This window comes from Pseudomonas sp. BNK-44-b (assembly GCF_047456245.1).
Lineage (GTDB): Bacteria > Pseudomonadota > Gammaproteobacteria > Pseudomonadales > Pseudomonadaceae > Aquipseudomonas > Aquipseudomonas machongensis.
The window spans coordinates 5,106,807-5,133,569 of the sequence record NZ_CP179908.1 but is presented as its reverse complement, the minus strand read 5'-3'; the positions used below and the strand labels follow the sequence as shown (position 1 = coordinate 5,133,569).

Below are 26,763 nucleotides of genomic sequence, written 5' to 3'. Positions count from 1 at the left end.
CAAAGTTCAACAGGCCTGCCGGGCCCGGCAAGCGAGTATGCGCCGTGAGGCGACGGCAGGAAAGCGCCGAGCCCCTGGCGGCCAGTGAGGGCCGTCAGGGGCGTGGGCATCAGCTGTTGGAGTTGTCGATCTTGATGGTCGGGTCGGCGCCACTGATCAACGAGTTGATCGTGGTGTTCGACCAGTTCACACCCTCGAGCTTGATCGACACATCCGCGTTGGCCAGGCCACCGGCGGCATTGAGCTTGCCCTCGGTGCTGACCTGCAAGGTCGACTCACCGTTCACGGTGGTGATCTTCAGGAAGTTGTCGATGGTGCTGGCCTTCTCGCCCTGCAGCAGGTCGCGCAGATCGAGGCGGTCGCCCTCACTGGCCTTGAAGTCCTTGATCACATCGTTGCCCAGGTCGCCGGCCTTCCACACGAAGGTGTCGGCACCGGTGCCACCGATGAGGATGTCATCGCCCTTGCCACCGATCAGCACGTCGTTGCCGGCACCACCGATGAGGATGTCGTTGCCTTCACCGCCCAGCAGGGTGTCGTTGCCGGTGCCGCCGAGCAGGATGTCGTTGCCACGACCACCGTCGATGTAGTCGTCGCCACCCTGGCCGAAGATGATGTCGTCACCATCGCCGCCCATCAGCGTGTCGTTGCCATCGTTGCTGCGCGATACATCGAACTCGGTGTAGTGCTCGGTGATGTACTTGTGCATCGCCCGCCCATCTACATCGCCCGCATCGAGGCCCAGCTTGTTGGCGACATAGCCGCGAATCGCATCGACACCGGTACCTGCGACCGAGTCGAAGGTGACCAGGTCACCGAAGATGATGTCGTTGCCATCACCGCCGTTGACCGTGTCGTTACCTGGCTGGGTGACCTCGGTGTGACCAAGGATGGCCTCGGCCAGCTTGCTCGGGTCGATGTTGGTCTGTGGCTTGCCATCGGTGTCGAACGGCTTGAGGTCATTGGCGTTGATATCGCTGTTCAGGCCGATGGCCTCGACCTGCGACAGCCCCGACAGCAGCTTGAAGGCGGCGGTCGAGTCGTTCAGGGTCGCGGTCGTGGTATCGGAGCCGTTACCGGCGCGGGAGGACAGCTCATAGCCACCGTTACCTTCAGCACGTACATCGCCGCTGGTGGTCACGGTCCAGCCGCCCCAGGAGTAGGTCTGGACGGTCAGCTTGCCGGTGCTGTCGATGGTTATGTAGTTGGTGTTGTTCAGGTACGTGGAAATCGTATTGCCTGGCTTCCAGTTGTTCGCAGTCAGGAAGCTGTCCAGCGTGGTGCTGGTGCTGCCCAGGGTCGGGTTGCCGCGCTCGCTGGTCTGGTAGTAGGTCGGCTTGCCGTCGGTGACGAAGAACGTCTGGTTGCTGCCGGTGTTGCCAGCATTCTGGAGGTTCTGGAACCAGTTGGCGGTGGTCTTGAAGGCGTCCTCGTAGTTGGTGCCGCCGTTGGCGTTCAGCGTCTTCAGGGCGTTGAGCAGGGTCTGCAGGCCGGCATCGTTGAGGGTCACCGAGACCGTGGATTTCACTTGGCTGGCGAAGTCTACGAGCAGGATGTTCACGGTACCGGACTGGTCGCCCTTGACGCTGGCGGCCAGGGTCTTGAATACCGACTCCAGCGACTTCTTCGCCGCATCCACGCCAGACGAGCCCATGCTGCCCGAGGTGTCGACGATGAAGGCGATGTTGTAGTTCTGACCTGGCACCACGTGCAGGCCGACCACGTCGGCGACGACGATATCGTTGCCATCGGTACCGGCAAAGTTGTCGCCTTCGGAGGTCAGGTTGCTGGTGTTGTAGGTCTGCGGGTACACCGTGACCTTGATGGTGCCCTCGTTGGTCGCGGTGCTGCCGCCAACGCTTTCGCTGGAGGTCGAGCTGACCTTCACGTCGAACTGGCCACTGTAGTAGGCCGGTGGCTTGATTGCCAGGCTGCCCAGGTTCCAGCCGGTGACATCCACCGCGCTGCTGCCGACGGTGAAGCTGTGGCCTGCGTTGTCGCTGATCACCGAACCTGCCGGGATGCCGCTGAGCTTGACGCTCAGGGTTTCCGAGCCGTCGGTATCGGTCAGGTTGGTGCTGATGCCCACCAGCTTGACCGGCGCGCCATTCTCGCGGCCTTCGTTGAGCTTGTAGCCTTCGTAGTAGCCTTGGCCGTTGCTGCCGTGCAGGTCGGAGACCGTCAGGCCTGCATTGGTCATGGAGCCTAGGTTCGGGTACATCGGGATGGTCGAGCTGTTCAGGTCGGTGACCGCGCCGTTGCCCACCTTGATGTTGATGTCCAGGCTGCCAGGGCCGGCCTGGTTGGCGTTGTAGATCTCCAGGGTGTAATAGCCGCTGGTGGTCGGGGTGTAGCTGCCGGTGATCGCGCCGCTGGCGTTGCCCCAGGTGCCGCTGGCGACGTTCTTGCCACCAATGACGATTTGCAGGCTGTCGTCGGCCGTGCCGCTGAAGGTGTAGGTTTTGCCGGCTTCCAGATAGATCAGGCCGGAGGTCTTCGAGCCGGTGCCCGGGGTCACGGTGGCGGTGGTGTCGACGGTCGTGACCTGCTCGCTCTTGTTCGCGTTGCCGGAGTTGGCGAACACGCTCTTGAGTTGGTCGCCGGTGATGCCGTTACCGTTGTTGCCCAGGCCGTTGAGGCTGTTCCAGGTTTCCTTGGTCAGGCCGATCGAGTTGACGTTGTTGTTGCCGATCGACAGGTCAGGCCTGTCGGCGACCGGCGCGATGTCGACCTTCATGGTCACTTCGCTGCCGGTGTTGGTGCCGTCGTTGGGCTTGTACTTGATCTGCGCGTAGTCGGCCTGCTTGTTGCCCACGCCGCTGCCACCGTAACCGTCGACGCCCGACTGGTTGGCCAGCGGAACGAACTTGAGCTTGCCGGCGGCGATGTCGGCCTGGCTGATGGTCTGGTTGAGCGACACGTCGACCCACGAAGTGCCGTTGAAGAACTTCAGGTTGCCCAGATCCGGCAGCTTGCTGATCGTCACGCCGAGGCCAGTGTCGCCATCGGCGTCGGTGACCTTGAAATCGCCCCACTGGAACACGTAGTCGGTGTCTTCGGTGCCGGTGACGGCGCCGCCTGGCGATACCGGCATGTGGTCATTGTCGATGATCGTGGTGGTGACGCTCGACTTGCTCGGGTTGACCTGCAGGTTTTCGAAGCCGCCGCCGCTGACACCGCTGATCTGGATGGTGAAGTTTTCCGAGCCTTCGACGAGCTGGTCGTCAATGGTCTTGATGTCGAAGTTGGCGGTGCTGGCGCCGGCCGGAATCTTCACGGTGACCACACCGGTGTAGTCCTGGCCGTTGGTGGCGGTGCCACTGTAGCTCAGGGTGACGGTGACCTCGGTCTTGGACGGATTGGTCAGGGTCAGGATGTAGTGCGCGGTGTCGCCTTCGGTCACCGAAGTGTCGCCGCTGATGCCCACGGTGGTCAGGTCGCCCTGGCCGCTCGGCTCGTCGGTGACGGTGGTGGTGACGGTGTTGCTGCCGAGGGTCAGCTTCTCGAAGTTGTCGCCGCCGGTGACCGATTCGATCTTGTTGACGATCGGTGCCTGGCCGCCGACATAGACGTCATCCTTGGCGGTGATGGTGAAGGTACCGGTGGCGCTGCCAGCCGGAACGGTCACTTTTGTGCCGTCGCTGAGGGTGAACACCAGGCCGTTGTGGCCGGTAACCGACAGGCCCTGGGTATTGGTCAGGGTGACGGTGTAGGTCACCTGGCCGCCTTCGGTGACGGTGGTCTTGTCGGCGGACAGGGTCGCGACGACTTCGCTGATGGTGTCGGCGATCTGTACGGTGGCCGAGCCACCCAGTTCCAGGTTCTCGAAGGTCTTGCCCGGAACGGTGGCGTCGCTGATGCCCACGGTCAGGGAGCCCGAGTCTTTGAAGACATCATCGCCCTGGGCTGGTGCCTTGTATTCCACCTGGGTCTGACCCGCGGCGATGGTGACCTTGTCGCCATTGCTCAGGGTGACGGTGAGCGGACGGTCCAGCGGCTGGTTCACTTTGACGGTGAACGACGGTTGCTGGTCTTCGGTGACGTTGCCATTGCTGACGATGGTGACCGAGACCTTGTCGCCCTGGTTGCCGGAGCCCGGCGTGCCCACGCCAGGTTCGTCGGTGACAGAGGTGGTGACAGTATTGCTGCCGAGGGTCAGCTTCTCGAAGTTATCACCACCGGTAACCGATTCGATCTTGTTGACGATGTTCGGCTGGCCGCCGACATAGACGTCGTCCTTGGCGGTGATGGTGAAGGTGCCAGTAGCGCTGCCAGCAGGCACGGTGACCTTGGTGCCATCGCTCAGGGTGAAGACCAGGCCGTTGTGGCCGGTGACCGACAGGCCCTGGGCGTTGGTCAGCGTGACGGTGTAGGTGACTTGGCCACCTTCACTGACTGTGGTTTTGTCGGCGGACAGGGTAGCGACTACTTCACTGATGGTGTCGGCGATATGTACGGTGGCCGAGCCACCCAGTTCCAGGTTCTCGAAGGTTTTGCCTGGTACGGTGGCATCGGAAATGCCGACGGTCAGGGAGCCCGAGTCCTTGAAGACGTCATCGCCCTGAGCTGGAGCCTTATACTCGACCTGGGTCTGGCCCGCGGCGATGGTGACTTTGTCGCCATTGCTCAAGGTGACGGTGAGCGGACGATCAAGCGGCTGGTTCACTTTGACGGTGAACGACGGTTGCTGGTCTTCGGTGACGTTGCCATTGCTGACGATGGTGACCGAGACCTTGTCGCCTTGGTTACCCGAGCCCGGCGTGCCCACGCCAGGTTCGTCGGTAACGGTGGTAGTGACGGTGTTGCTGCCGAGGGTCAGCTTCTCGAAGTTATCACCACCGGTAACCGATTCGATCTTGTTGACGATGTTCGGCTGGCCGCCGACGTAGACGTCGTCCTTGGCGGTGATGGTGAAGGTGCCAGTGGCGCTGCCCGCCGGCACGGTGACCTTGGTGCCATCGCTCAGGGTGAACACCAGGCCGCCATGGCCGGTAACCGAAAGGCCCTGGGCGTTGGTCAGGGTGACGGTGTAGGTCACCTGGCCGCCTTCGGTGACGGTGGTCTTGTCAGCGGACAGCGTTGCAATGACTTCGCTGATGGTGTCCGTGATCTGCACGGTGGCGGAGCCACCGAGCTCAAGATTCTCGAATGTCTTGCCTGGAACGGTTGCGTCGCTGATGCCAACGGTGAGCGAACCGGAATCCTTGAAGACATCGTCGCCTTGCGCTGGCGCCTTGTACTCGACCTGAGTCTGGCCCGCGGCAATGGTGACCTTGTCGCCATTGCTCAGAGTGACGGTGAGCGGACGATCCAGCGGCTGGTTCACTTTGACGGTGAACGACGGTTGCTGGTCTTCGGTGACGTTGCCATTGCTGACGATGGTGACCGAGACCTTGTCGCCTTGGTTACCCGAGCCCGGCGTGCCCACGCCAGGTTCGTCGGTAACGGTGGTAGTGACGGTGTTGCTGCCGAGGGTCAGCTTCTCGAAGTTGTCGCCACCGGTGACGGACTCGATCTTGTTGACGATGTTCGGCTGGCCGCCGACGTAGACGTCGTCCTTCGCGGTGATGGTGAAGGTGCCAGTGGCGCTGCCCGCCGGCACGGTGACCTTGGTGCCGTCGCTGAGGGTGAATACCAGGCCGCTATGGCCAGTGACCGACAGGCCCTGGGCGTTGGTCAGCGTGACGGTGTAGGTCACCTGGCCGCCTTCGGTGACGGTGGTTTTGTCGGCGGACAGCGTCGCGACGACTTCGCTGATGGTGTCGGTGATCTGCACGGTGGCCGAGCCACCCAGCTCGAGGTTCTCGAAGGTCTTGCCCGGAACGGTGGCATCGGTGATGCCCACAGTCAGGGAGCCCGAGTCTTTGAAGACGTCATCGCCCTGAGCTGGTGCCTTGTATTCCACCTGGGTCTGACCCGCAGCGATGGTGACCTTGTCGCCATTGCTCAAGGTGACGGTGAGCGGACGATCCAGCGGCTGGTTCACTTTGACGGTGAACGACGGTTGCTGATCTTCAGTGACATTGCCATTGCTGACGATGGTGACCGAGACCTTGTCGCCCTGGTTACCCGAGCCCGGCGTGCCCACGCCAGGTTCGTCGGTAACGGTGGTGGTGACGGTATTGCTGCCGAGGGTCAGTTTCTCGAAGTTGTCTGCGCCGGTGACCGACTCCAGCTTGTTGACCAGCGAAGGCTGGCCGCCAACGTACACGTCATCCTTGGCGGTGACGGTAATCGAGCCGGTCTTCTGGCCGGCTGCCACGGTGATCGTGGTGCCGTCGCTCAGGGTGAATACCAGACCTCCGTGGGCAATGACCGGGAAGGCCGGCGGGCTGACCAAGGTCACGGTATAGGTGACCTGGCCGCCTTCGGCGACGGTGCTCTTGTCCACGGACAGGTTGGCGAACACCTCGGTGATGGTGTCGCTGATCTGCACGGTGGCCGAACCGCCGAGCTCCAGGTTCTCGAAGGTCTTGCCTGGAACGGTGGCATCGGTGATGCCGACGGTGAGCGAGCCTGCGTCCTTGAAGACGTCATCGCCCTGAGCTGGCGCCTTGTACTCGACCTGGGTCTGGCCTGCAGCAATGGTGACTTTGTCGCCGTTGCTCAGGGTGACGGTCAGCGGGCGATCCAGGATCTGGCTGACTTTCACGGTGAAGCTTGGCTGTTGTGCTTCGTTCACATCGCCGTTGCTGACGATGGTGACCGAGACCTTGTCGCCCTGGTTGCCGGAGCCCGGCGTGCCGGTGCCGGGTTCGTCGGTGACAGAGGTGGTGACGGTATTGCTGCCGAGGGTCAGCTTCTCGAAGTTGTCGCCGCCGGTGACGGACTCGATCTTGTTGACGATGTTCGGCTGGCCGCCGACATAGACGTCGTCCTTGGCGGTGATGGTGAAGGTGCCGGTGGCGCTGCCAGCCGGAACGGTCACTTTCGTGCCGTCGCTGAGGGTGAACACCAGGCCATTGTGGCCGGTGACCGACAGGCCCTGGGCGTTGGTCAGCGTGACGGTGTAGGTGACTTGGCCACCTTCACTGACGGTGGCCTTGTCTGCGGACAGGGTCGCGACGACTTCGCTGATGGTGTCGGCGATCTGTACGGTGGCCGAGCCACCCAGTTCCAGGTTCTCGAAGGTTTTGCCCGGTACGGTGGCATCGGTGATGCCCACAGTCAGGGAGCCCGAGTCTTTGAAGACGTCATCGCCCTGAGCTGGTGCCTTGTATTCCACCTGGGTCTGACCCGCGGCGATGGTGACCTTGTCGCCATTGCTCAGGGTGACGGTGAGCGGACGATCCAGCGGCTGATTCACTTTGACGGTGAACGACGGTTGCTGATCCTCAGTGACATTGCCATTGCTGACGATGGTGACCGAAACCTTGTCGCCTTCGTTGCCGGTGCCTGGGGTGCCGGTACCTGGTTCGTCGGTGACGCTCGTCTTCACTTCGTTCTGACCCAAGGTCAGCTTCTCGAAGTTGTCAGCGCCAGTGACGCCTTCCAGCTTGTTGACGATCGCTGGCTGGCCGCCAACGTATACGTCATCCGGCGCATGGATGGTGATGGTTCCGGTGGCGCTGCCCGCTGGAACGGTGACTTTGGTGCCGTCCGAGAGCGTAAAGACCAGACCATTGTGGCCTTTGACGTCCAGGCCCTGGGCGTTGGTCAGCGTAACGGTATAGGTGATCTCGCCGCCTTCGCTGACAGTAGTTTTGTCGGCACTCAGGGTCGCGATGACTTCGCTTTCGGTATCGGCGATCTGTACGGTGGCCGAACCACCCAGTTCCAGGTTTTCGAAGGTCTTGCCTGGAACACTGGCGTCGCTGATCCCAACGGTGAGCGAACCAGAATCCTTGAAGACGTCATCGCCCTGGGCTGGCGCCTTGTACTCGACCTGGGTCTGGCCTGCAGCGATGGTGACCTTGTCGCCATTACTCAGAGTGACGGTCAGCGGGCGATCCAGAATCTGGTTCACCTTCACGGTGAACGACGGCTGCTGATCTTCAGTGACATTGCCGTTGCTGACGATGGTGACGGAAACCTTGTCGCCCTCGTTGCCAGTACCCGGAGTGCCAGTGCCTGGCTCGTCTGTCACCGTAGTAGTGACGGTGTTGTCGCCGAGGGTCAGCTTCTCGAAGTTGTCGCCGCCGGTGACGGACTCGATCTTGTTGACGATGTTCGGCTGGCCGCCGACATAGACGTCGTCCTTGGCGGTGATGGTGAAGGTGCCAGTAGCACTACCCGCCGGAACGGTAACCTTGGTGCCATCGCTCAGGGTGAATACCAGACCGCCATGGCCGGTGACAGACAGACCTTGGGCGTTCGTCAGGGTGACGGTGTAGGTGACCTGGCCGCCTTCGCTGACGGTGGTCTTGTCGGCGCTGAGAGTAGCGACTACTTCGCTGATGGTGTCGGCGATCTGCACGGTGGCCGAACCACCCAGTTCGAGGTTCTCGAAAGTCTTGCCCGGTACGGTGGCGTCGCTGATGCCAACGGTGAGCGAACCGGAATCCTTGAAGACGTCATCGCCTTGTGCCGGTGCCTTGTACTCGACCTGGGTCTGGCCTGCAGCGATGGTGACCTTGTCGCCATTGCTCAGGGTAACGGTCAGCGGACGATCCAGCGGCTGGTTCACTTTCACGGTGAACGACGGCTGCTGGTCTTCGGTGACGTTGCCATTACTGACGATGGTGACGGAGACCTTGTCGCCTTCGTTGCCGTTGCCAGGAGTGCCGGTGCCCGGTTCATCGGTGACATCGGTTTTCACTTCGCCCTGACCCAACGTCAGTTTCTCGAAGTTATCTGCGCCAGTGACGGATTCCAGCTTGTTCACGATCGATGGCTGACCGCCAACGTAGACGTCGTCCGGCGCATGGATGGTGATAGTCCCGGTGGCGCTGCCAGCCGGAACGGTGACTTTTGTGCCGTCGCTGAGCGTGAAGACCAAACCGCCATGACCTTTGACGTCCAGGCCCTGGGCGTTGGTCAGAGTAACGGTATAGGTAATCTCGCCACCTTCGGACACGGTGGTCTTGTCGGCGGTGAGGGTCGCGATGACTTCACTTTCGGTATCAGCGATCTGAACAGTGGCCGAACCACCGAGCTCGAGGTTTTCGAAGGTTTTACCTGGAACGGTAGCGTCGCTGATGCCAACGGTGAGCGAACCAGAATCCTTGAAGACGTCATCGCCCTGGGCTGGTGCCTTGTACTCGACCTGAGTCTGACCTGCCGCGATGGTGACCTTGTCGCCGTTGCTCAAGGTGACAGTCAGCGGACGATCCAGCGGCTGGTTCACTTTCACGGTGAACGACGGCTGCTGGTCTTCGGTGACGTTGCCATTGCTGACGATGGTGACGGAAACCTTGTCACCCTCGTTGCCAGTGCCCGGAGTACCAGTGCCTGGCTCATCGGTGACGTCGGTTTTCACTTCGCCCTGACCCAGAGTCAGTTTTTCGAAGTTATCGGCGCCAGTGACGGACTCCAGCTTGTTCACGATCGCTGGCTGACCGCCAACGTAGACGTCGTCCGGCGCATGGATGGTGATGGTGCCGGTGGCGCTGCCAGCCGGAACAGTCACTTTCGTGCCATCCGACAGAGTGAAGGTCAGACCGCCGTGGCCTTTGACGTCCAGGCCTTGGGCGTTAGTCAGGGTGACGGTATAGGTGATCTCGCCGCCCTCGCTGACGGTGGACTTGTCGGCGGTGAGGGTCGCGATCACTTCGCTTTCGGTGTCAGCAATCTGAACGGTGGCCGAGCCACCCAGTTCCAGATTCTCGAAGGTCTTGCCCGGAACGCTGGCATCGGTGATGCCGACAGTCAGAGAGCCTGAGTCTTTGAAGACGTCATCGCCTTGGGCTGGCGCCTTGTACTCGACCTGGGTCTGGCCTGCAGCGATGGTGACCTTGTCGCCATTGCTCAGGGTAACGGTCAGCGGACGATCCAGCGGCTGGTTCACTTTGACAGTGAACGACGGCTGCTGGTCTTCGGTGACGTTGCCATTACTGACGATGGTGACGGAGACCTTGTCGCCTTCGTTGCCGGTGCCAGGAGTACCAGTGCCTGGCTCGTCCGTCACTGTGGTGGTGACGGTGTTGTCGCCGAGGGTCAGCTTCTCGAAGTTATCACCACCGGTAACCGATTCGATCTTGTTGACGATGTTCGGCTGGCCGCCGACATAGACGTCGTCCTTGGCGGTGATGGTGAAGGTGCCAGTGGCGCTGCCGGCAGGCACGGTGACTTTGGTGCCATCGCTCAGGGTGAACACCAGGCCGTTGTGGCCGGTGACCGACAGGCCCTGTGCGTTCGTCAGGGTGACGGTGTAAGTGACCTGGCCGCCTTCGCTGACGGTGGTCTTGTCGGCGCTGAGGGTAGCGACTACTTCGCTGATGGTGTCAGCGATCTGCACGGTGGCCGAACCACCCAGTTCCAGGTTTTCGAAGGTCTTGCCTGGAACACTGGCGTCGCTGATCCCAACGGTGAGCGAGCCCGAGTCTTTGAACACGTCATCGCCCTGGGCTGGCGCCTTGTACTCGACCTGGGTCTGACCCGCAGCGATGGTGACTTTGTCACCATTGCTCAGGGTGACGGTCAGCGGGCGATCCAGAATCTGGTTCACCTTCACGGTGAACGACGGCTGCTGATCTTCGGTGACGTTGCCATTGCTGACGATGGTGACGGAGACCTTGTCGCCTTCGTTGCCGGTGCCAGGGGTACCAGTGCCTGGCTCGTCCGTCACGGTGGTGGTGACGGTGTTGTCGCCGAGGGTCAGCTTCTCGAAGTTATCTGCGCCAGTCACGCCTTCGAGTTTGTTGACGATCGAAGGCTGGCCGCCAACGTACACATCGTCTGGAGCATGAATGGTGATGGTGCCAGTGGCGCTGCCTGCTGGAACGGTGACTTTGGTGCCGTCCGAAAGGGTAAATACCAGGCCGCCATGACCTTTGACGTCCAGGCCTTGGGCGTTGGTCAGGGTCACGGTGTAAGTGATCTCGCCGCCTTCGCTGACAGTAGTCTTGTCGGCAGTCAGGGTCGCGATGACTTCACTTTCGGTGTCAGCGATTTGAACAGTGGCCGAGCCGCCGAGCTCCAGGTTCTCGAAGGTCTTACCTGGAACACTGGCGTCGCTGATACCAACGGTGAGCGAACCAGAATCCTTGAAGACGTCATCGCCCTGCGCTGGCGCCTTGTACTCGACCTGGGTCTGGCCCGCCGCGATGGTGACCTTGTCGCCGTTGCTCAAGGTGACAGTCAGCGGACGATCCAGCGGCTGGTTCACTTTGACAGTGAACGACGGCTGCTGGTCTTCGGTGACGTTGCCATTGCTGACGATGGTGACGGAGACCTTGTCGCCTTCGTTGCCGGTGCCCGGAGTACCAGTGCCTGGCTCGTCTGTCACTGTGGTGGTGACGGTGTTGTCGCCGAGGGTCAGCTTCTCGAAGTTATCTGCGCCGGTAACACCTTCCAGCTTGTTCACGATGCTTGGCTGACCGCCAACATATACGTCGTCCGGCGCATGGATGGTGATGGTACCGGTGGCGCTGCCAGCCGGAACGGTGACTTTGGTGCCGTCCGACAGGGTAAATACCAGGCCGCCATGACCTTTGACGTCCAGGCCTTGGGCGTTGGTCAGGGTCACGGTGTAAGTGATCTCGCCGCCTTCGCTGACAGTAGTCTTGTCGGCAGTCAGGGTCGCGATGACTTCACTTTCGGTGTCAGCGATTTGAACAGTGGCCGAGCCGCCGAGCTCCAGGTTCTCGAAGGTCTTACCTGGAACACTGGCGTCGCTGATACCAACGGTGAGCGAACCAGAATCCTTGAAGACGTCATCGCCCTGCGCTGGCGCCTTGTAATCGACCTGGGTCTGGCCCGCCGCGATGGTGACCTTGTCGCCGTTGCTCAAGGTGACAGTCAGCGGACGATCCAGCGGCTGGTTCACTTTGACAGTGAACGACGGCTGCTGGTCTTCGGTGACGTTGCCATTGCTGACGATGGTGACGGAGACCTTGTCGCCTTCGTTGCCGGTGCCCGGAGTACCAGTGCCTGGCTCGTCTGTCACTGTGGTGGTGACGGTGTTGTCGCCGAGGGTCAGCTTCTCGAAGTTATCTGCGCCAGTCACGCCTTCGAGTTTGTTGACGATCGAAGGCTGGCCGCCGACGTACACGTCATCAGGGGCGTGGATGGTGATTGTACCGGTGGCGCTGCCAGCCGGAACGGTCACCTTGGTGCCATCCGAAAGAGTGAAGGTCAGACCGCTATGACCTTTGACGTCCAGGCCCTGGGCGTTGGTCAGAGTAACGGTATAAGTAATCTCGCCACCTTCGGACACGGTGGTCTTGTCGGCAGTCAGGGTCGCGATGACTTCGCTTTCGGTATCGGCGATTTGAACGGTCGCCGAGCCACCCAGTTCCAGGTTCTCGAAGGTCTTGCCCGGAACGGTGGCATCGGTGATGCCAACAGTCAGAGAACCGGAATCTTTGAAGACGTCATCACCTTGGGCTGGCGCCTTGTACTCGACCTGGGTCTGGCCTGCAGCGATGGTGACCTTGTCGCCATTGCTCAGGGTAACGGTTAGCGGGCGATCCAGAATCTGGTTCACCTTCACGGTGAACGACGGCTGCTGATCTTCGGTGACATTGCCGTTGCTGACGATGGTGACGGAAACCTTGTCGCCTTCGTTGCCGGTGCCCGGAGTACCGGTACCCGGCTCGTCAGTAACCGTCGTGGTGACGGTGCCGTCACCCAGCGTCAGTTTCTCGAAGTTATCCGCGCCAGTAACACCTTCCAGCTTGTTCACGATCGACGGCTGGCCGCCAACATAAACGTCGTCTGGAGCAGTGATAGTGACCGTACCGGTAGCACTGCCCGCCGGAATGGTGACCTTGGTGCCATCCGAAAGGGTGAAGGTCAGGCCGCCATGGCCCGTAACATCCAGGCCCTGACCATTGGTCAGCGTAACGGTATAGGTAATCTCGCCACCTTCGGACACGGTGGTCTTGTCGGCGGTCAGGGTTGCGACAACCTCACTTTCGGTGTCAGCGATCTGCACGGTGGCCGAGCTGCCGAGCTCCAGGTTCTCGAAGGTCTTGCCTGGTACGGAAGCGTCGGAAATACCAACGGTCAGGGAGCCCGAGTCTTTGAAGACGTCATCGCCCTGAGCTGGAGCTTTGTACTCGACCTGAGTCTGACCCGCAGCGATGGTGACCTTGTCGCCATTGCTCAGGGTAACGGTCAGCGGACGATCCAGTGGCTGATTCACTTTGACGGTGAAGCTTGGCTGCTGGTCTTCGGTGACGTTGCCATTGCTGACGATGGTGACGGAAACCTTGTCGCCTTCGTTGCCGGTGCCCGGAGTGCCAGTACCTGGTTCGTCTGTCACTGTGGTGGTGACGGAGTTGTCGCCGAGGGTCAGCTTCTCGAAGTTATCGGCGCCAGTGACGGACTCCAGCTTGTTGACGATCGATGGCTGACCGCCAACGTAGACGTCGTCCGGCGCATGGATGGTGATGGTGCCGGTGGCGCTGCCAGCCGGAACAGTCACTTTCGTGCCATCCGACAGAGTGAAGGTCAGACCGCCGTGGCCTTTGACGTCCAGGCCTTGGGCATTGGTCAGAGTAACGGTGTAAGTGATCTCACCGCCTTCGGAGACGGTGGTCTTGTCGGCGGTGAGGGTCGCGATCACTTCGCTTTCGGTGTCAGCAATCTGAACAGTGGCCGAACCACCGAGCTCGAGGTTTTCGAAGGTTTTGCCCGGAACACTGGCATCGGTGATGCCGACAGTCAGAGAGCCCGAGTCTTTGAAGACGTCATCGCCTTGAGCTGGGGCTTTGTACTCAACTTGGGTCTGACCCGCAGCGATGGTGACTTTGTCGCCATTGCTCAAGGTCACGGTCAGCGGACGATCCAGCGGTTGGTTCACTTTGACGGTGAACGACGGTTGCTGATCTTCGGTGACATTGCCGTTGCTGACGATGGTGACGGAGACCTTGTCGCCTTCGTTACCGGTGCCTGGAGTACCAGTGCCTGGCTCGTCAGTCACGGTGGTGGTGACGGTGTTGTCGCCGAGGGTCAGCTTCTCGAAGTTATCGGCGCCGGTAACACCTTCCAGCTTGTTCACGATGCTTGGCTGACCGCCAACATATACGTCGTCCGGCGCATGGATGGTGATGGTACCGGTGGCGCTGCCAGCCGGAACGGTCACCTTGGTGCCATCCGAAAGAGTGAAGGTCAGGCCGCCGTGGCCTTTGACATCCAGGCCCTGGGCATTGGTCAGGGTGACGGTGTAAGTGATCTCGCCGCCTTCGGACACGGTAGTTTTATCAGCCGTCAGGGTCGCGACGACTTCACTTTCAGTGTCAGCGATCTGAACGGTAGCCGAGCCGCCGAGCTCCAGGTTTTCGAAAGTCTTGCCTGGTACGGAAGCGTCGGAAATACCAACGGTCAGGGAGCCCGAGTCTTTGAAGACGTCATCGCCCTGAGCTGGAGCTTTGTACTCGACCTGAGTCTGACCCGCAGCGATGGTGACCTTGTCGCCATTGCTCAGGGTGACAGTCAGCGGACGATCCAGAATCTGATTCACCTTCACGGTGAACGACGGCTGTTGATCTTCGGTGACATTGCCGTTGCTGACGATGGTGACGGAAACCTTGTCGCCTTCGTTGCCGGTGCCCGGAGTACCGGTACCCGGCTCGTCAGTCACCGTCGTGGTGACGGTGCCGTCACCCAGCGTCAGCTTCTCGAAGTTATCGGCGCCAGTTACACCTTCCAGCTTGTTCACGATGCTTGGCTGACCGCCAACGTAGACGTCGTCAGGAGCGTTAATGGTGATGGTGCCAGTGGCGCTGCCTGCTGGAACTGTGACTTTGGTGCCGTCGCTAAGCGTAAAGACCAACCCATTGTGGCCTTTGACGTCCAAGCCCTGAGCATTGGTCAGGGTAACGGTGTAAGTGATCTCGCCGCCTTCGCTGACAGTGGTTTTGTCAGCAGTCAGGGTGGCGACAACCTCACTTTCGGTGTCAGCAATCTCAACAGTGGCGGAGCTTCCCAGCTCGAGATTTTCGAAGGTTTTGCCCGGAACACTGGCATCGGTGATGCCGACAGTCAGAGAGCCCGAGTCTTTGAAGACGTCATCGCCCTGGGCTGGCGCCTTGTACTCGACCTGAGTCTGGCCCGCAGCGATGGTGACTTTGTCGCCATTGCTCAAGGTGACAGTCAGCGGACGATCCAGCGGCTGGTTCACTTTCACGGTGAACGACGGCTGCTGATCTTCAGTGACATTGCCATTGCTGACGATGGTGACGGAAACCTTGTCACCCTCGTTGCCAGTACCCGGAGTGCCAGTGCCTGGCTCATCGGTGACATCGGTTTTCACTTCGCCCTGACCCAGAGTCAGTTTTTCGAAGTTATCGGCGCCAGTGACACCTTCCAGCTTGTTGACGATTGCTGGCTGGCCGCCGACGTACACGTCATCAGGGGCGTGGATGGTGATGGTCCCGGTGGCGCTGCCAGCCGGAACAGTCACTTTCGTGCCATCCGAAAGAGTGAAGGTCAGACCGCCGTGGCCTTTGACGTCAAGGCCTTGGGCATTGGTCAGAGTAACGGTGTAAGTGATCTCACCGCCTTCGGAGACGGTGGTTTTGTCGGCGGTGAGGGTCGCGATCACTTCGCTTTCGGTGTCAGCAATCTGAACAGTGGCCGAACCACCGAGCTCGAGGTTTTCGAAGGTTTTGCCCGGAACACTGGCATCGGTGATGCCGACAGTCAGAGAGCCCGAGTCTTTGAAGACGTCGTCGCCCTGAGCAGGAGCCTTGTACTCGACTTGGGTCTGGCCCGCGGCGATGGTGACTTTGTCGCCGTTGCTCAGAGTGACTGTCAGCGGACGATCCAGCGGCTGGTTCACTTTGACAGTGAAGCTTGGCTGCTGGTCTTCGGTGACGTTGCCGTTGCTGACGATGGTGACGGAAATCTTGTCGCCTTCGTTGCCGGTGCCTGGAGTGCCAGTACCCGGCTCGTCGGTCACGGTAGTGGTGACGGTACCGTCACCGAGGGTCAGTTTCTCGAAGTTATCTGCACCCGTAACGCCTTCGAGTTTGTTGACGATCGAAGGTTGGCCGCCAACGTAGACATCGTCAGGAGCGTGAATGGTGATGGTGCCAGTGGCGCTGCCTGCTGGAACGGTAACTTTGGTGCCGTCGCTAAGCGTAAAGACCAACCCATTGTGGCCTTTGACGTCCAAGCCCTGAGCGTTGGTCAGCGTGACGGTATAGGTGATCTCGCCGCCTTCGGACACAGTGGTCTTGTCGGCAGTCAGGGTTGCGACAACCTCACTTTCGGTGTCAGCGATCTGCACGGTTGCCGAACCACCGAGCTCCAGGTTCTCGAAAGTCTTGCCTGGTACGGAAGCGTCGGCAATACCAACGGTCAGGGAGCCCGAGTCTTTGAAGACGTCATCGCCTTGAGCTGGGGCTTTGTACTCAACTTGGGTTTGACCCGCAGCGATGGTGACTTTGTCGCCATTGCTCAGGGTGACAGTCAGCGGACGATCCAGCGGCTGGTTCACTTTGACAGTGAACGATGGTTGCTGGTCTTCGGTGACGTTGCCATTGCTGACGATGGTGACGGAAACCTTGTCGCCTTCGTTGCCGGTGCCCGGAGTACCGGTACCCGGCTCGTCAGTCACCGTCGTGGTGACGGTGCCGTCACCCAGCGTCAGTTTCTCGAAGTTATCCGCGCCAGTAACACCTTCCAGCTTGTTCACGATCGACGGCTGGCCGCCAACGTAGACGTCGTCTGGAGCAGTGATAGTGACCGTACCGGTAGCACTGCCCGCCGGAACGGTGACTTTTGTGCCGTCCGAAAGGGTAAATACCAGGCCGCCATGACCTTTGACGTCCAGGCCCTGGGCGTTGGTCAGAGTCACGGTGTAAGTGATCTCGCCGCCTTCGCTGACAGTGGTTTTGTCAGCAGTCAGTGTGGCGACAACCTCACTTTCGGTGTCAGCAATCTGAACAGTGGCGGAGCTTCCCAGCTCAAGGTTTTCGAAGGTTTTGCCCGGAACACTGGCATCGGTCACGCCAATGGTGAGCGAGCCAGAATCCTTGAAGACGTCATCGCCCTGGGCTGGCGCCTTGTACTCGACCTGAGTCTGGCCCGCCGCGATGGTTACCTTGTCGCCGTTGCTCAAGGTGACAGTCAGCGGACGATCCAGCGGCTGGTTCACTTTGACAGTGAAGCTTGGCTGCTGGTCTTCGGTGACGTTGCCGTTGCTGACGATGGTGACGGAGACCTTGTCGCCTTCGTTGCCGGTGGCCGGAGTACCGGTACCCGGCTCGTCAGTCACCGTCGTGGTGACGGTGCCGTCACCCAGCGTCAGTTTCTCGAAGTTATCCGCACCAGTAACACCTTCCAGCTTGTTCACGATCGACGGCTGGCCGCCAACATAAACGTCGTCTGGAGCAGTGATAGTGACCGTACCGGTAGCACTGCCCGCCGGAATGGTGACCTTGGTGCCATCCGAAAGGGTGAAGGTCAGGCCGCCATGGCCAGTGACATCCAGGCCCTGACCATTGGTCAGGGTGACGGTGTAGGTGATCTGGCCGCCTTCGGACACGGTGGTCTTGTCGGCAGTCAGGGTCGCGACGACTTCGCTCTCGGTATCGCTGATCTGGACGGTGGCCGGACCGCCAAGCTTCAGATCCTCGAAAGTCTTGCCCGGAACGCTGGCGTCGGTCACGCCCAAGGTCACGGAGCCTGCGTCCTTGAATACGTCGTCACCCTGCGCCGGCAGGCTGTAGGTAGCCTGGGTCTGGCCAGCAGCAATGGTGACCTTGTCGCCATTGCTCAGGGTCACGGTCAGGTCGTGGTCGAGCTTCTGGCTGACTGAAACGGTGAAGGTCGGCTGCTGAGCTTCCGTCACGTTACCGTTGCTGGCAATGCTGACAGTCACAGTGTCGATGCTGTCGCTGACCACGGTCTGAGCCGGGGTCGGGTTCGGCACCAGATTCTCGAAGTTGCCGCCGGTGGTGCCGGTAATAGTGGTGCTGACCGTGCTGCCATTGACGAAGACATCATTGGCCGGGGTCTGGAAGTCGACCGAGCCACTGGTCTTGCCGGCTTCGACGGTGACGGTCTGGCCGTTGGACAGGGTGACGGTGACTGGCGTCTGTGCCGGGTTGGTCAAGGTCACGGTATAGGTGATCACGCCGCCTTCGGTGACGCTTGGCGAAGCAGTCAGGGTGGCGGTGGTGGTGTCGAACGAGTCGTTGATCACGGTCTGCGCCGGGGCCGGGTTCGGCACCAGGTTCTCGAAGTTGCCACCGGTGGCGCCGGTGATGGTGGTGCTGACCGTGCTGCCGTTGTTGTAGACGTCGTTGGGCGGGGTCTGGAAGTCGACCGAGCCGCTGGACTTGCCAGCCTCGACGGTGATTGTCTGGCCGTTGGACAGGGTGACGGTGACCGGCGTCTGTGCCGGGTTGGTCAGGGTCACGGTGTAGGTGATCACGCCGCCTTCGGTGACGCTTGGCGTCGCGGTCAAGGTGGCGGTGGTGGTGTCGATGGTGTCGGTGATCTGGGTCACCGCCGGGGTCGGGTTCGGGGTAATGACCAAGCCGTTGCCGCCGGTGGTGCCGGTAATGGTGGTGGAGATCTGGCCGCCATCGATGTAAGGCGTGTCGTTGGCCGGAATGTTGACGTTGACCGAGCCGCTGGTCTGGCCAGCCGGGATCACGATCACCGCGCCGTTGGACAGGGTGACGGTCAGGTTGCTCTGCGGCGCCTGGCCGACGGTGGCGGTATAGACGATGACGCCACCCGCTTCGCTGATCGAAGGGGTGGCGCTCAGGCTCAGGCCGGTTGGAATGGGATTGTTGTTGGTGGTGGTGTCGTTGTTGCTATCCAGCCCACCGACTTCTTCGTTTGCCAGGCCTGCGGCGAAGCCCAGGGGGCCGGTGGGGAACCCGATGCTCGGGTCGACCACGCCTGCGGTTTCTTCCAGCAGCACGAAGCTGTGACCACCACCGACCGAACCGCCGCCTGCGGCAGCAGGGCCGGCAGCAGGCGCTTCCAGCTCGGTGGTCGGGTCGACACCGGAGGCAATGGCCTGTTGCAGCTCTTCGACCGAGGGCGCGGCCTGCGCGGTGGCCTGGGCCAGGTCGGTGCTGCTGTCGGGCGCATCGGCGCTCCATTGAGTGTCGCGGCCCAGGTCGAGCATGCGACCGTCGGCCAATTCCAGGGTCACGGCGCCGCCCGGGCCGGTAAGGACTTCCTCGCCTGCGAACAGGCGATCGCCTTCGATCAGCACGCGCTTGATGCCTTCCGGGGATACTGCGATGACTTGGCCAACAATGCTTTTGACGATGGCAACGACAGTGCTCATGGAACTCTCCGGGATGTGTCTCAATTGGCTTCCGGTCGGCGTGCGAACCTGCTTCCGCTGGAATGTTACAGAAATGATTTGACGCTTTTATTCGTCAAATTTCTGTCAATAATTTTCGGCTATTAAGTTTATGCCAAAGTATTGACCTTCGTCTCGCCATCCTAAACAATTGGCAAACTAATGTCACATTGATATTTGAGTAAAAACCTCTTCCTTTCGTATTAATTACGTACAGTCTCGCAAGCTCGCCAATCGTTCAGTTCAGGCCGCCATTTTCAGGGGCCAGACCCGCTTCGGCCGTGATTTGGGACAACAGCGCCACTTGGGAATCAGTAAAAATGCGTGCGTCACTTTTCACCGTTCTTCCTCTCGCCCTTGCAGCCTCCATTGCCCAAGCACAAACCCTGCCGCAAGCCATGCAACAGGCCTTGGACGTGCACCCGGAAATCCAGGCCGGGGTCAACGCCCGCACCGCCGCGGACTATCAACTGCGCGCCGCGCAGGGTGGCTACCTGCCGCGCGTCGACATGACCGCCGGCTACGGCCGCGAGGGCAGCGATTCGCCGAGTACGTCGCATCGCTGGGAGACCTTGAACCGGGGTGAGTCAAGTATCCGTCTCCGCCAAATGGTTTTTGACGGTTTTGCCACCTCCAGCGAAGTGGGCCGTCAGCAAGCCACGGTCAACGCTCGTGCCTACTCCCTGATGGGCACCTCCGAGCGCACCGCGCTGACCGTTGCCCAGGTCTATCTCGATGTCCTGTCGCGCCGCGAGATGGTGCGCCTGGCCGAAGACAACCTGCGCAACCACGAACGCATCCTCGACCAGATCAAGCTGCGCACCAGCCGTGGCGTCGGCCGCCTGGCCGACCTCGACCAGGCCGAAGCGCGCCTGGCGCAGGCGCGTAACAACCTGATCACCGAGCAGACCAACCTGGCCGATGCCAACACCAACTACCTGAGCGTGATCGGGCAAATGCCTGACGAACTGAGCGCGCCTGCGCCGTTCATCGACCTGCTGCCGGCCACCCTGGACGAGGCTCGTCACCAGATGGTCGAGAGCAGCCCGATCCTGCGCTCGGCAGAATCCGACATCGCTGCCGCCGAGAAGCAATACGAAGCGGCAAAGTCTAGTTTCTATCCGCGTTTTGATGCAGAGCTCGGACGGACGGCAGACAACAACCTCGACGGTTCGGTCGGCCACAACAATGAGTGGCAGGCCATGCTGCGCATGAACTTCAACCTTTACGCCGGTGGCAGCAACAAGGCCGACCTGGAATCGAAGTCGTATCTGGCCAACCAGGCGCTGGATATTCGCAACAACGCCTTGCGTCAGCTCAATGAGGAGTTAGGCTTGGCATGGAATGCTCTGGACAACGCCAACGCCCAGTTGCCGATCGCCCAGCAGTATGTCGATCACAGCACCCGGGTGCGCAGCGCCTACCAGCAGCAGTTCGGCCTGGGCGAGCGAACCCTGCTGGACCTGCTCGACAGCGAGAATGAAACCTTCACCGCGCAACGTCGTCTGGTAGAAGTGAAGAACACTCAGTTGTTTACTCAGTACCGAATCAAGGCGACCATTGGTCAACTGCTGAAGAGCCAGGGTGTCGTAGCCCCCATGGCGACCGTCGTACAGAACGACCTGAAGCCAAAGGTGAACCTGCCAGGCATGAACTGAAGGCGCACCTGTCCTATCCAACCGCAAGGATGAAGAGAGCGCCGCGTGGAATCTGAAGTCAGTCGAGTACAACTCAACCATGATCCACGCAGTCAGCATGACGATCCGCTACTGGACAGCCTGCTGACCCTGTGTGTCCTGCACCAGAAACCCGCCAGCCGGGCCATGCTCACCACCGGCCTGCCGCTGCCGGCGCAGCGCCTGAGCGTCGAGCTGCTGCCGCGTGCCGCAGCTCGCGCGGGTCTGCAGGGGCGCCTGCTGCAGCGCAAGCTCGAGCAGATCCCCGGCATCGCCATGCCGGCGATGCTGCTTCTGAAGGAAGGGCGCAGTGCTGTCCTGCTCGGCTGGGAAAATGAAGACACCGCACGCCTGTTGCTCAGCGAGAGCGACGGCGGGGAAGTGCTGGTCACCCGCGAGGCGCTGCTCAGCGACTACAGCGGCAAGGTGTTCTTCGCTCAGCCGCAGCACAAGTTCGACGTCAACCACGGCAACCTGATCCCGCGCGCGCGCTCCTGGTTCCGCGACACCCTGATGCGCAGCAAATGGCTGTACATCGACGCCATCGCCGCCAGCCTGGTGATCAACCTGATTGCCCTGGCGGCGCCGCTGTTCGTGATGAACGTCTATGACCGCGTGGTGCCCAACCAAGCCACCTCGACGCTGTGGGTGCTGGCAGTGGGCATCGCCGGTGCCTACGTCTTCGACCTCATCCTCAAGGGGCTGCGCAGCCTCTGTCTGGACCTTGCCGGCAAGAAGACCGACCTGATCATTTCCGCGACGCTGTTCGAGCGTATCGTCGGCATGTCGATGAAATACCGCCCCGCGCGGGTCGGCAGCTTTGCGCAGAACATCCACGAGTTCCAGGGGCTGCGCGACTTCCTCGCTTCGCTCACCCTCACCAGCCTGATCGACCTGCCGTTTACCCTGCTGATCCTGACGGTGATCGCCATCATCGGTGGGCACCTGGTATGGATCCCGATATTGGCCTTCCCGCTGGCCCTGGGCATCGGCTATGCCCTGCAGAAACCATTGATGGCGACGATGGAGCGCACCATGGCGCTGGCGTCCGAGCGCCAGTCCAGCCTCATCGAGACCCTTGCCGGGCTGGATGCGGTCAAGGTCAACAACGCCGAGAGCGAGCGCCAGTACATGTGGGAGCAGACCCTCGGCACCCTCAGCCGCCTCGAACTGCGGGTCAAGGTACTATCGGGCCTGGCGATGAACATCACCATGCTGATCCAGCAGCTCGCCGGTGTGGCGATGATCTGCGTTGGCGTGTACCTGATCATCGACGGCAACCTCAGCATGGGCGGCCTGGTGGCCTGCTACATGCTCAGTGGTCGCGCGCTTGGCCCGCTGGGCCAGCTCAATGGTCTGCTGGCCCGCTACCAGCAGGCCAAGGTGACCATGGTCGCCACCGACCAGATGATGGAGCTGCCCCAGGAGCGCAATTTCGAAGAGCGTCCGCTGAGCCGCCAGGTGCTGCAGGGTGCGGTTGAGTTCCGCGGCGTCGAGTTCACCTATCCGAACCAGCAGAACCAGGCGCTCAAGGGCATCAACCTGGTCATTCGACCTGGCGAGAAGGTCGGCATCATCGGCCGCAGTGGTTCGGGCAAGAGCTCGCTGGCCAAGTTGATCGTCGGCCTGTATGAAGCCGACGGCGGCTCGCTGCTGGTCGATGGCGTCGATATCCGCCAGATCGACGTCAGCGAGTTGCGCCACAATATCGGCTATGTGCCCCAGGATATCCAGTTGCTGGCCGGGACCCTGCGCGACAACCTGGTCAGCGGTGCCCGCTACATCGAGGATGAGCTGATCCTGCAGGCCGCAGAGCTGGCTGGCGTGCATGAATTCGCCCGCCTTCACCCCGATGGCTATGAGCTGCAGGTTGGCGAGCGCGGCCAGAATCTCTCCGGCGGCCAGCGCCAGAACGTCGCCCTGGCCCGTGCGTTGCTGCTCAATCCGCAGATCCTGCTGCTCGACGAACCCACCAGCGCCATGGACAACACCGGCGAAGAACGCCTCAAGCAGCGCCTGGGTGCGGTGATCGAAGGCAAGACCGTGTTGCTGGTCACGCACCGGGCTTCGTTGTTGTCGCTGGTGGACCGGTTGATCGTCATCGATCGTGGACAGATCGTCGCGGATGGCCCGAAAGCCGCCGTCATGGAAGCGCTGAAGAAGGGGCAGATCAGTGTTGCATAAGCTGGATTTCGGGCGTTTCAAGGACAACCTGCGCCGCTATTTCAAAGGCTCCGAATCGCTGGCAGGCCAGCCGCTGCCAGAGGTCAACAAGGCGCTGATCGAGGATGCGCCGCGCATCGTGCGCCTGACCATCTGGGGCGTGATTGCCTTTTTCGTGTTCCTGATCGTATGGGCCAGCGTTGCGCCCATCGATGAAGTGACGCGCGGCGAAGGCAAGGCTATTCCTTCGTCCAAGGTACAGAAGGTGCAGAACCTCGAGGGCGGCATCGTCGCGCAGATCTACGCGAAGGAAGGCGAGATCGTCGAAGTCGGCCAACCGCTGCTGCGTCTGGACGAAACCCGCTTCGCCTCCAACGTCGACGAGACCGAGGCCTCGCGCCTGGCCATGGCCCTGCGCGTGCAGCGCCTGAGCGCTGAGGTCGACGACACGCCGCTGCAGATCGATGAAGAACTGCGCAAGGCCGCGCCGAGCCAGGCTGCCAGCGAGCAGTCGCTGTACCAGAGCCGACGCCAGCAGTTGCATGACGAGATCAGTGGCCTGGAGCAGCAACTGGTGCAGAAGCAGCAGGAACTGCGCGAGTTCAACTCCAAGCGCGCCCAGTACGCCAACAGCCTGCAGTTGCTGCGCCAGGAAATCGCCATGTCCGAGCCGCTGGTGGCCCAGGGGGCGATCTCGCAGGTCGAGGTGCTGCGCCTGCGCCGTGCGGAAGTCGAGAACCGTGGCCAGATGGACTCTACCGCCCTGGCCATTCCCCGTGCCGAAGCGGCGATCAAGGAAGTGCAGAGCAAGATCGAGGAGACCCGCGGCAAGTTCCGCAGCGAGGCCCTCACCCAGCTCAACGAGGCTCGCACTGAGCTGAACAAGGCGACGGCCACCAGCAAGGCGCTGGATGACCGGGTCAACCGCACCATGGTCACATCGCCCGTGCGCGGTATCGTCAAGCAACTGCTGGTGAACACCATCGGCGGCGTGATCCAGCCGGGCAGCGACATCATCGAGATCGTGCCGCTGGACGATACGCTGGTGGTAGAGGCGAAGATCCTGCCCAAGGATATCGCCTTCCTGCACCCCGGCCAGGAGGCCACGGTGAAATTCACCGCCTACGACTACACCATCTATGGCGGCATGAAGGCCAAACTCGAGCAGATCGGTGCCGATACCATCACCGATGAAGACAAGAAGACCACCTACTACCTGATCAAGCTGCGCACCGACAGAAGCCACCTGGGCTCTGACGAGAAGCCGCTGCTGATCATCCCCGGCATGGTCGCCACGGTGGATATCCTCACCGGCAAGAAGACCATCATGAGCTACCTGCTCAAGCCGATCATCAAGGCGCGTTCCGAGGCGTTGCGCGAGCGGTGATCCTGTGTGGGAGCGGCGCTCCTATAAGCCCGCTCCTGTATATGCATATTCGCTAAAGATATTTAAATTTCCATTCTTATGACTTTATAGTCGCTCCCACTGCGTACCTGCCGACCAATCGGCGCGCCGCACGACTCGAACCCACACGGGAAATCCCCGTGCGTTTCTGAATCGATGCGCGCCCCTGAAAGTCGCGCACTGCGTGGGAGTGAACAATGTCAGCCGCCTCGAACGCCTTGTCGTCCATCGACAGCGCACAGCCGCAACGCTTCGAAATCCGCCCGTTCTCCGGTGCCGTGGGTGCCGAGATCATTGGGCTGGACCTGTCCCGGCCGGTCAACGCCGAAGATTTCAACCGCATTCATCGCGCCCATCTGGACCATCACGTCCTGGTGTTCCGCGACCAGCGCATCACCCCCGAACAGCAGATCGCCTTCAGCCGCCGTTTCGGCGTACTGCAGATCCATGTGCTCAAGCAGTTCCTGCTAGAAAACCATCCCGAGATTCTGATCGTTTCCAACATCATCGAAGACGGTCGCAACATTGGCCTGGGTGATGCCGGCAAGTTCTGGCATTCGGACCTCTCCTACAAAGAGCTGCCGAGCCTCGGCTCGATGCTGCACGCCCAGGAACTGCCCAGCGAGGGTGGCGACACCCTGTTCGCCGACATGCACAAGGCCTGGGACGCGGTGCCCGATGCGCTGCGCAAGGTGGTCGAGGGACGCAGCGCTGCGCATTCCTATACCGCTCGTTATTCGGAAACCAAGTTCGAGGGCAACTGGCGCCCGACCCTGACCGCCGAGCAACTGGCCCAGGTCAACGAAGTCATCCACCCGGTGGTACGCACTCACCCGGAGAACGGCCGCAAGGCGCTGTTCGTCAGTGAGGGCTTCACCACTCGCATCGTCGGCCTGCCCGATGACGAGAGCCGCGATGTACTGCAGCAGCTCTACGCCCTGAGCGTGCTTGAGCAGAACATCTATCGCCACGCCTGGCAGCCCCACGACATGGTGTTCTGGGACAACCGTTCGCTGATCCACCTGGCTGCCGGCTGCCCCGCGCACCTGCGCCGCAAGCTCTACCGTACCACCATCCAGGGCGATGCCCCGTTCTGACGACTGAGGACCCTCATCATGCGTAAATCCATCAGCCGCCTGGCGGCCAGCATCGGCCTGGGCGCCAGCCTGATCGTAGGCGGCCTCGCGGCGCCGGCGGTGGCCCAGGCCGAAGGCAAGATCCGTATCGCCGAGCAGTTCGGCATCGTGTACCTGTTGCTCAACGTCGTTCGTGACCAGCAACTGATCGAGAAGCACGGCAAGGAGCAGGGCATCGACATTCAGGTCGACTGGGCGCAGCTTTCCGGGGGCGCGGCGATCAACGATGCGTTGCTGTCGGGCTCTGTGGACATTGCCGGCGCTGGCGTCGGGCCGTTGCTCACCGTCTGGGATCGCACCTACGGCCGGCAGAACGTCAAGGCCGTGGCCTCGCTGGGCAACTTCCCGTACTACCTGGTCAGCAGCAACCCCAATGTGAAGACCATCGCCGACATTTCCGAGAAGGACCGTATCGCCGTGCCGGCGGTGGGTGTTTCGGTACAGTCGCGCTTCCTGCAATACGCGGCGGCCAAGCAGTGGGGCGACAAGGAGTACAACCGCCTCGACAAGTACACCCTGGCCGTGCCGCATCCAGATGCCACAGCCGCGCTGCTGGCCGGCGGCACCGAACTCAACGGGCATTTCTCCAACCCACCGTTCCAAGACCAGGCGCTGGCCAACAAGAACGTGCACATCGTGCTCAACAGCTACGACCTGCTCGGCCCCAACTCGCCAACCCTGCTGTTCGCCACCGAGAAGTTCCGCAAGGACAACCCCAAGACCTACAAGGCGTTCGTCGATGCGCTCGCCGAAGCCGCCGACTTCGCCCAGAAAGACAAGGCCGCAGCCGCCGATACCTACATCCGCGTGACCAAGGCCAAGATCGATCGCAACGCGTTGATCAAGCTGATCGACAACCCGCAGTACGAGTTCACCATCACGCCGAAGAACACTTACCCACTGGCCGAATTCCTCTACCGGGTCGGCGCCATCAAGCACAAGCCCGAGTCGTGGAAGGACTACTTCTTCCAGGATGAGCGCCCATTGCAAGGGAGCTGATCGACC

At 61.2% G+C, this 26,763-nt stretch carries 6 protein-coding genes; 5 read left to right on the top strand and 1 reads right to left on the bottom strand.

Annotation, left to right across the window (positions count from 1 at the left end; translation table 11 throughout):
- Positions 1-109: 109 nt before the first annotated feature.
- Complete coding sequence (locus ACMGGG_RS23180; protein WP_414154504.1) at positions 110-19,360, bottom strand: retention module-containing protein; 19,251 nt, start codon at positions 19,358-19,360, stop codon at positions 110-112.
- 338 nt (positions 19,361-19,698) lie between these two features.
- On the opposite strand from ACMGGG_RS23180, the gene ACMGGG_RS23175 reads away from it, so the two are divergent.
- The 5 genes from ACMGGG_RS23175 to ACMGGG_RS23155 all read left to right on the top strand — a co-directional run bounded on the left by ACMGGG_RS23175 (position 19,699) and on the right by ACMGGG_RS23155 (position 26,757).
- Positions 19,699-21,036, top strand: coding sequence for a TolC family outer membrane protein (locus tag ACMGGG_RS23175; RefSeq protein ID WP_063541776.1), 1,338 nt, complete (start codon positions 19,699-19,701; stop codon positions 21,034-21,036).
- Positions 21,037-21,081: 45 nt separating this feature from the next.
- Positions 21,082-23,238: a type I secretion system permease/ATPase gene (locus ACMGGG_RS23170; RefSeq protein WP_414154503.1), complete on the top strand. Its 2,157-nt coding sequence runs from the start codon at positions 21,082-21,084 to the stop codon at positions 23,236-23,238.
- Entirely contained in the window at positions 23,228-24,604 is a 1,377-nt protein-coding gene (locus tag ACMGGG_RS23165) for an HlyD family type I secretion periplasmic adaptor subunit (RefSeq protein WP_065862335.1), read from the top strand. Before ACMGGG_RS23170 ends, ACMGGG_RS23165 begins: the two co-directional genes overlap by 11 nt.
- A 215-nt stretch (positions 24,605-24,819) precedes the next feature.
- Complete coding sequence (locus ACMGGG_RS23160; protein WP_063541772.1) at positions 24,820-25,719, top strand: TauD/TfdA dioxygenase family protein; 900 nt, start codon at positions 24,820-24,822, stop codon at positions 25,717-25,719.
- A gap of 18 nt (positions 25,720-25,737) precedes the next feature.
- Positions 25,738-26,757, top strand: coding sequence for an ABC transporter substrate-binding protein (locus ACMGGG_RS23155; protein WP_054895007.1), 1,020 nt, complete (start codon positions 25,738-25,740; stop codon positions 26,755-26,757).
- Positions 26,758-26,763 lie beyond the last annotated feature (6 nt).

Excerpts from the sequence above, each read along its gene's own strand:
- ACMGGG_RS23180 (WP_414154504.1), bottom strand. The coding sequence starts at position 19,360 with ATGAGCACTGTCGTTGCCATCGTCAAAAGCATTGTTGGCCAAGTCATC.
- ACMGGG_RS23175 (WP_063541776.1), top strand. The coding sequence starts at position 19,699 with ATGCGTGCGTCACTTTTCACCGTTCTTCCTCTCGCCCTTGCAGCCTCC.
- ACMGGG_RS23160 (WP_063541772.1), top strand. The coding sequence starts at position 24,820 with ATGTCAGCCGCCTCGAACGCCTTGTCGTCCATCGACAGCGCACAGCCG.
- ACMGGG_RS23155 (WP_054895007.1), top strand. The coding sequence starts at position 25,738 with ATGCGTAAATCCATCAGCCGCCTGGCGGCCAGCATCGGCCTGGGCGCC.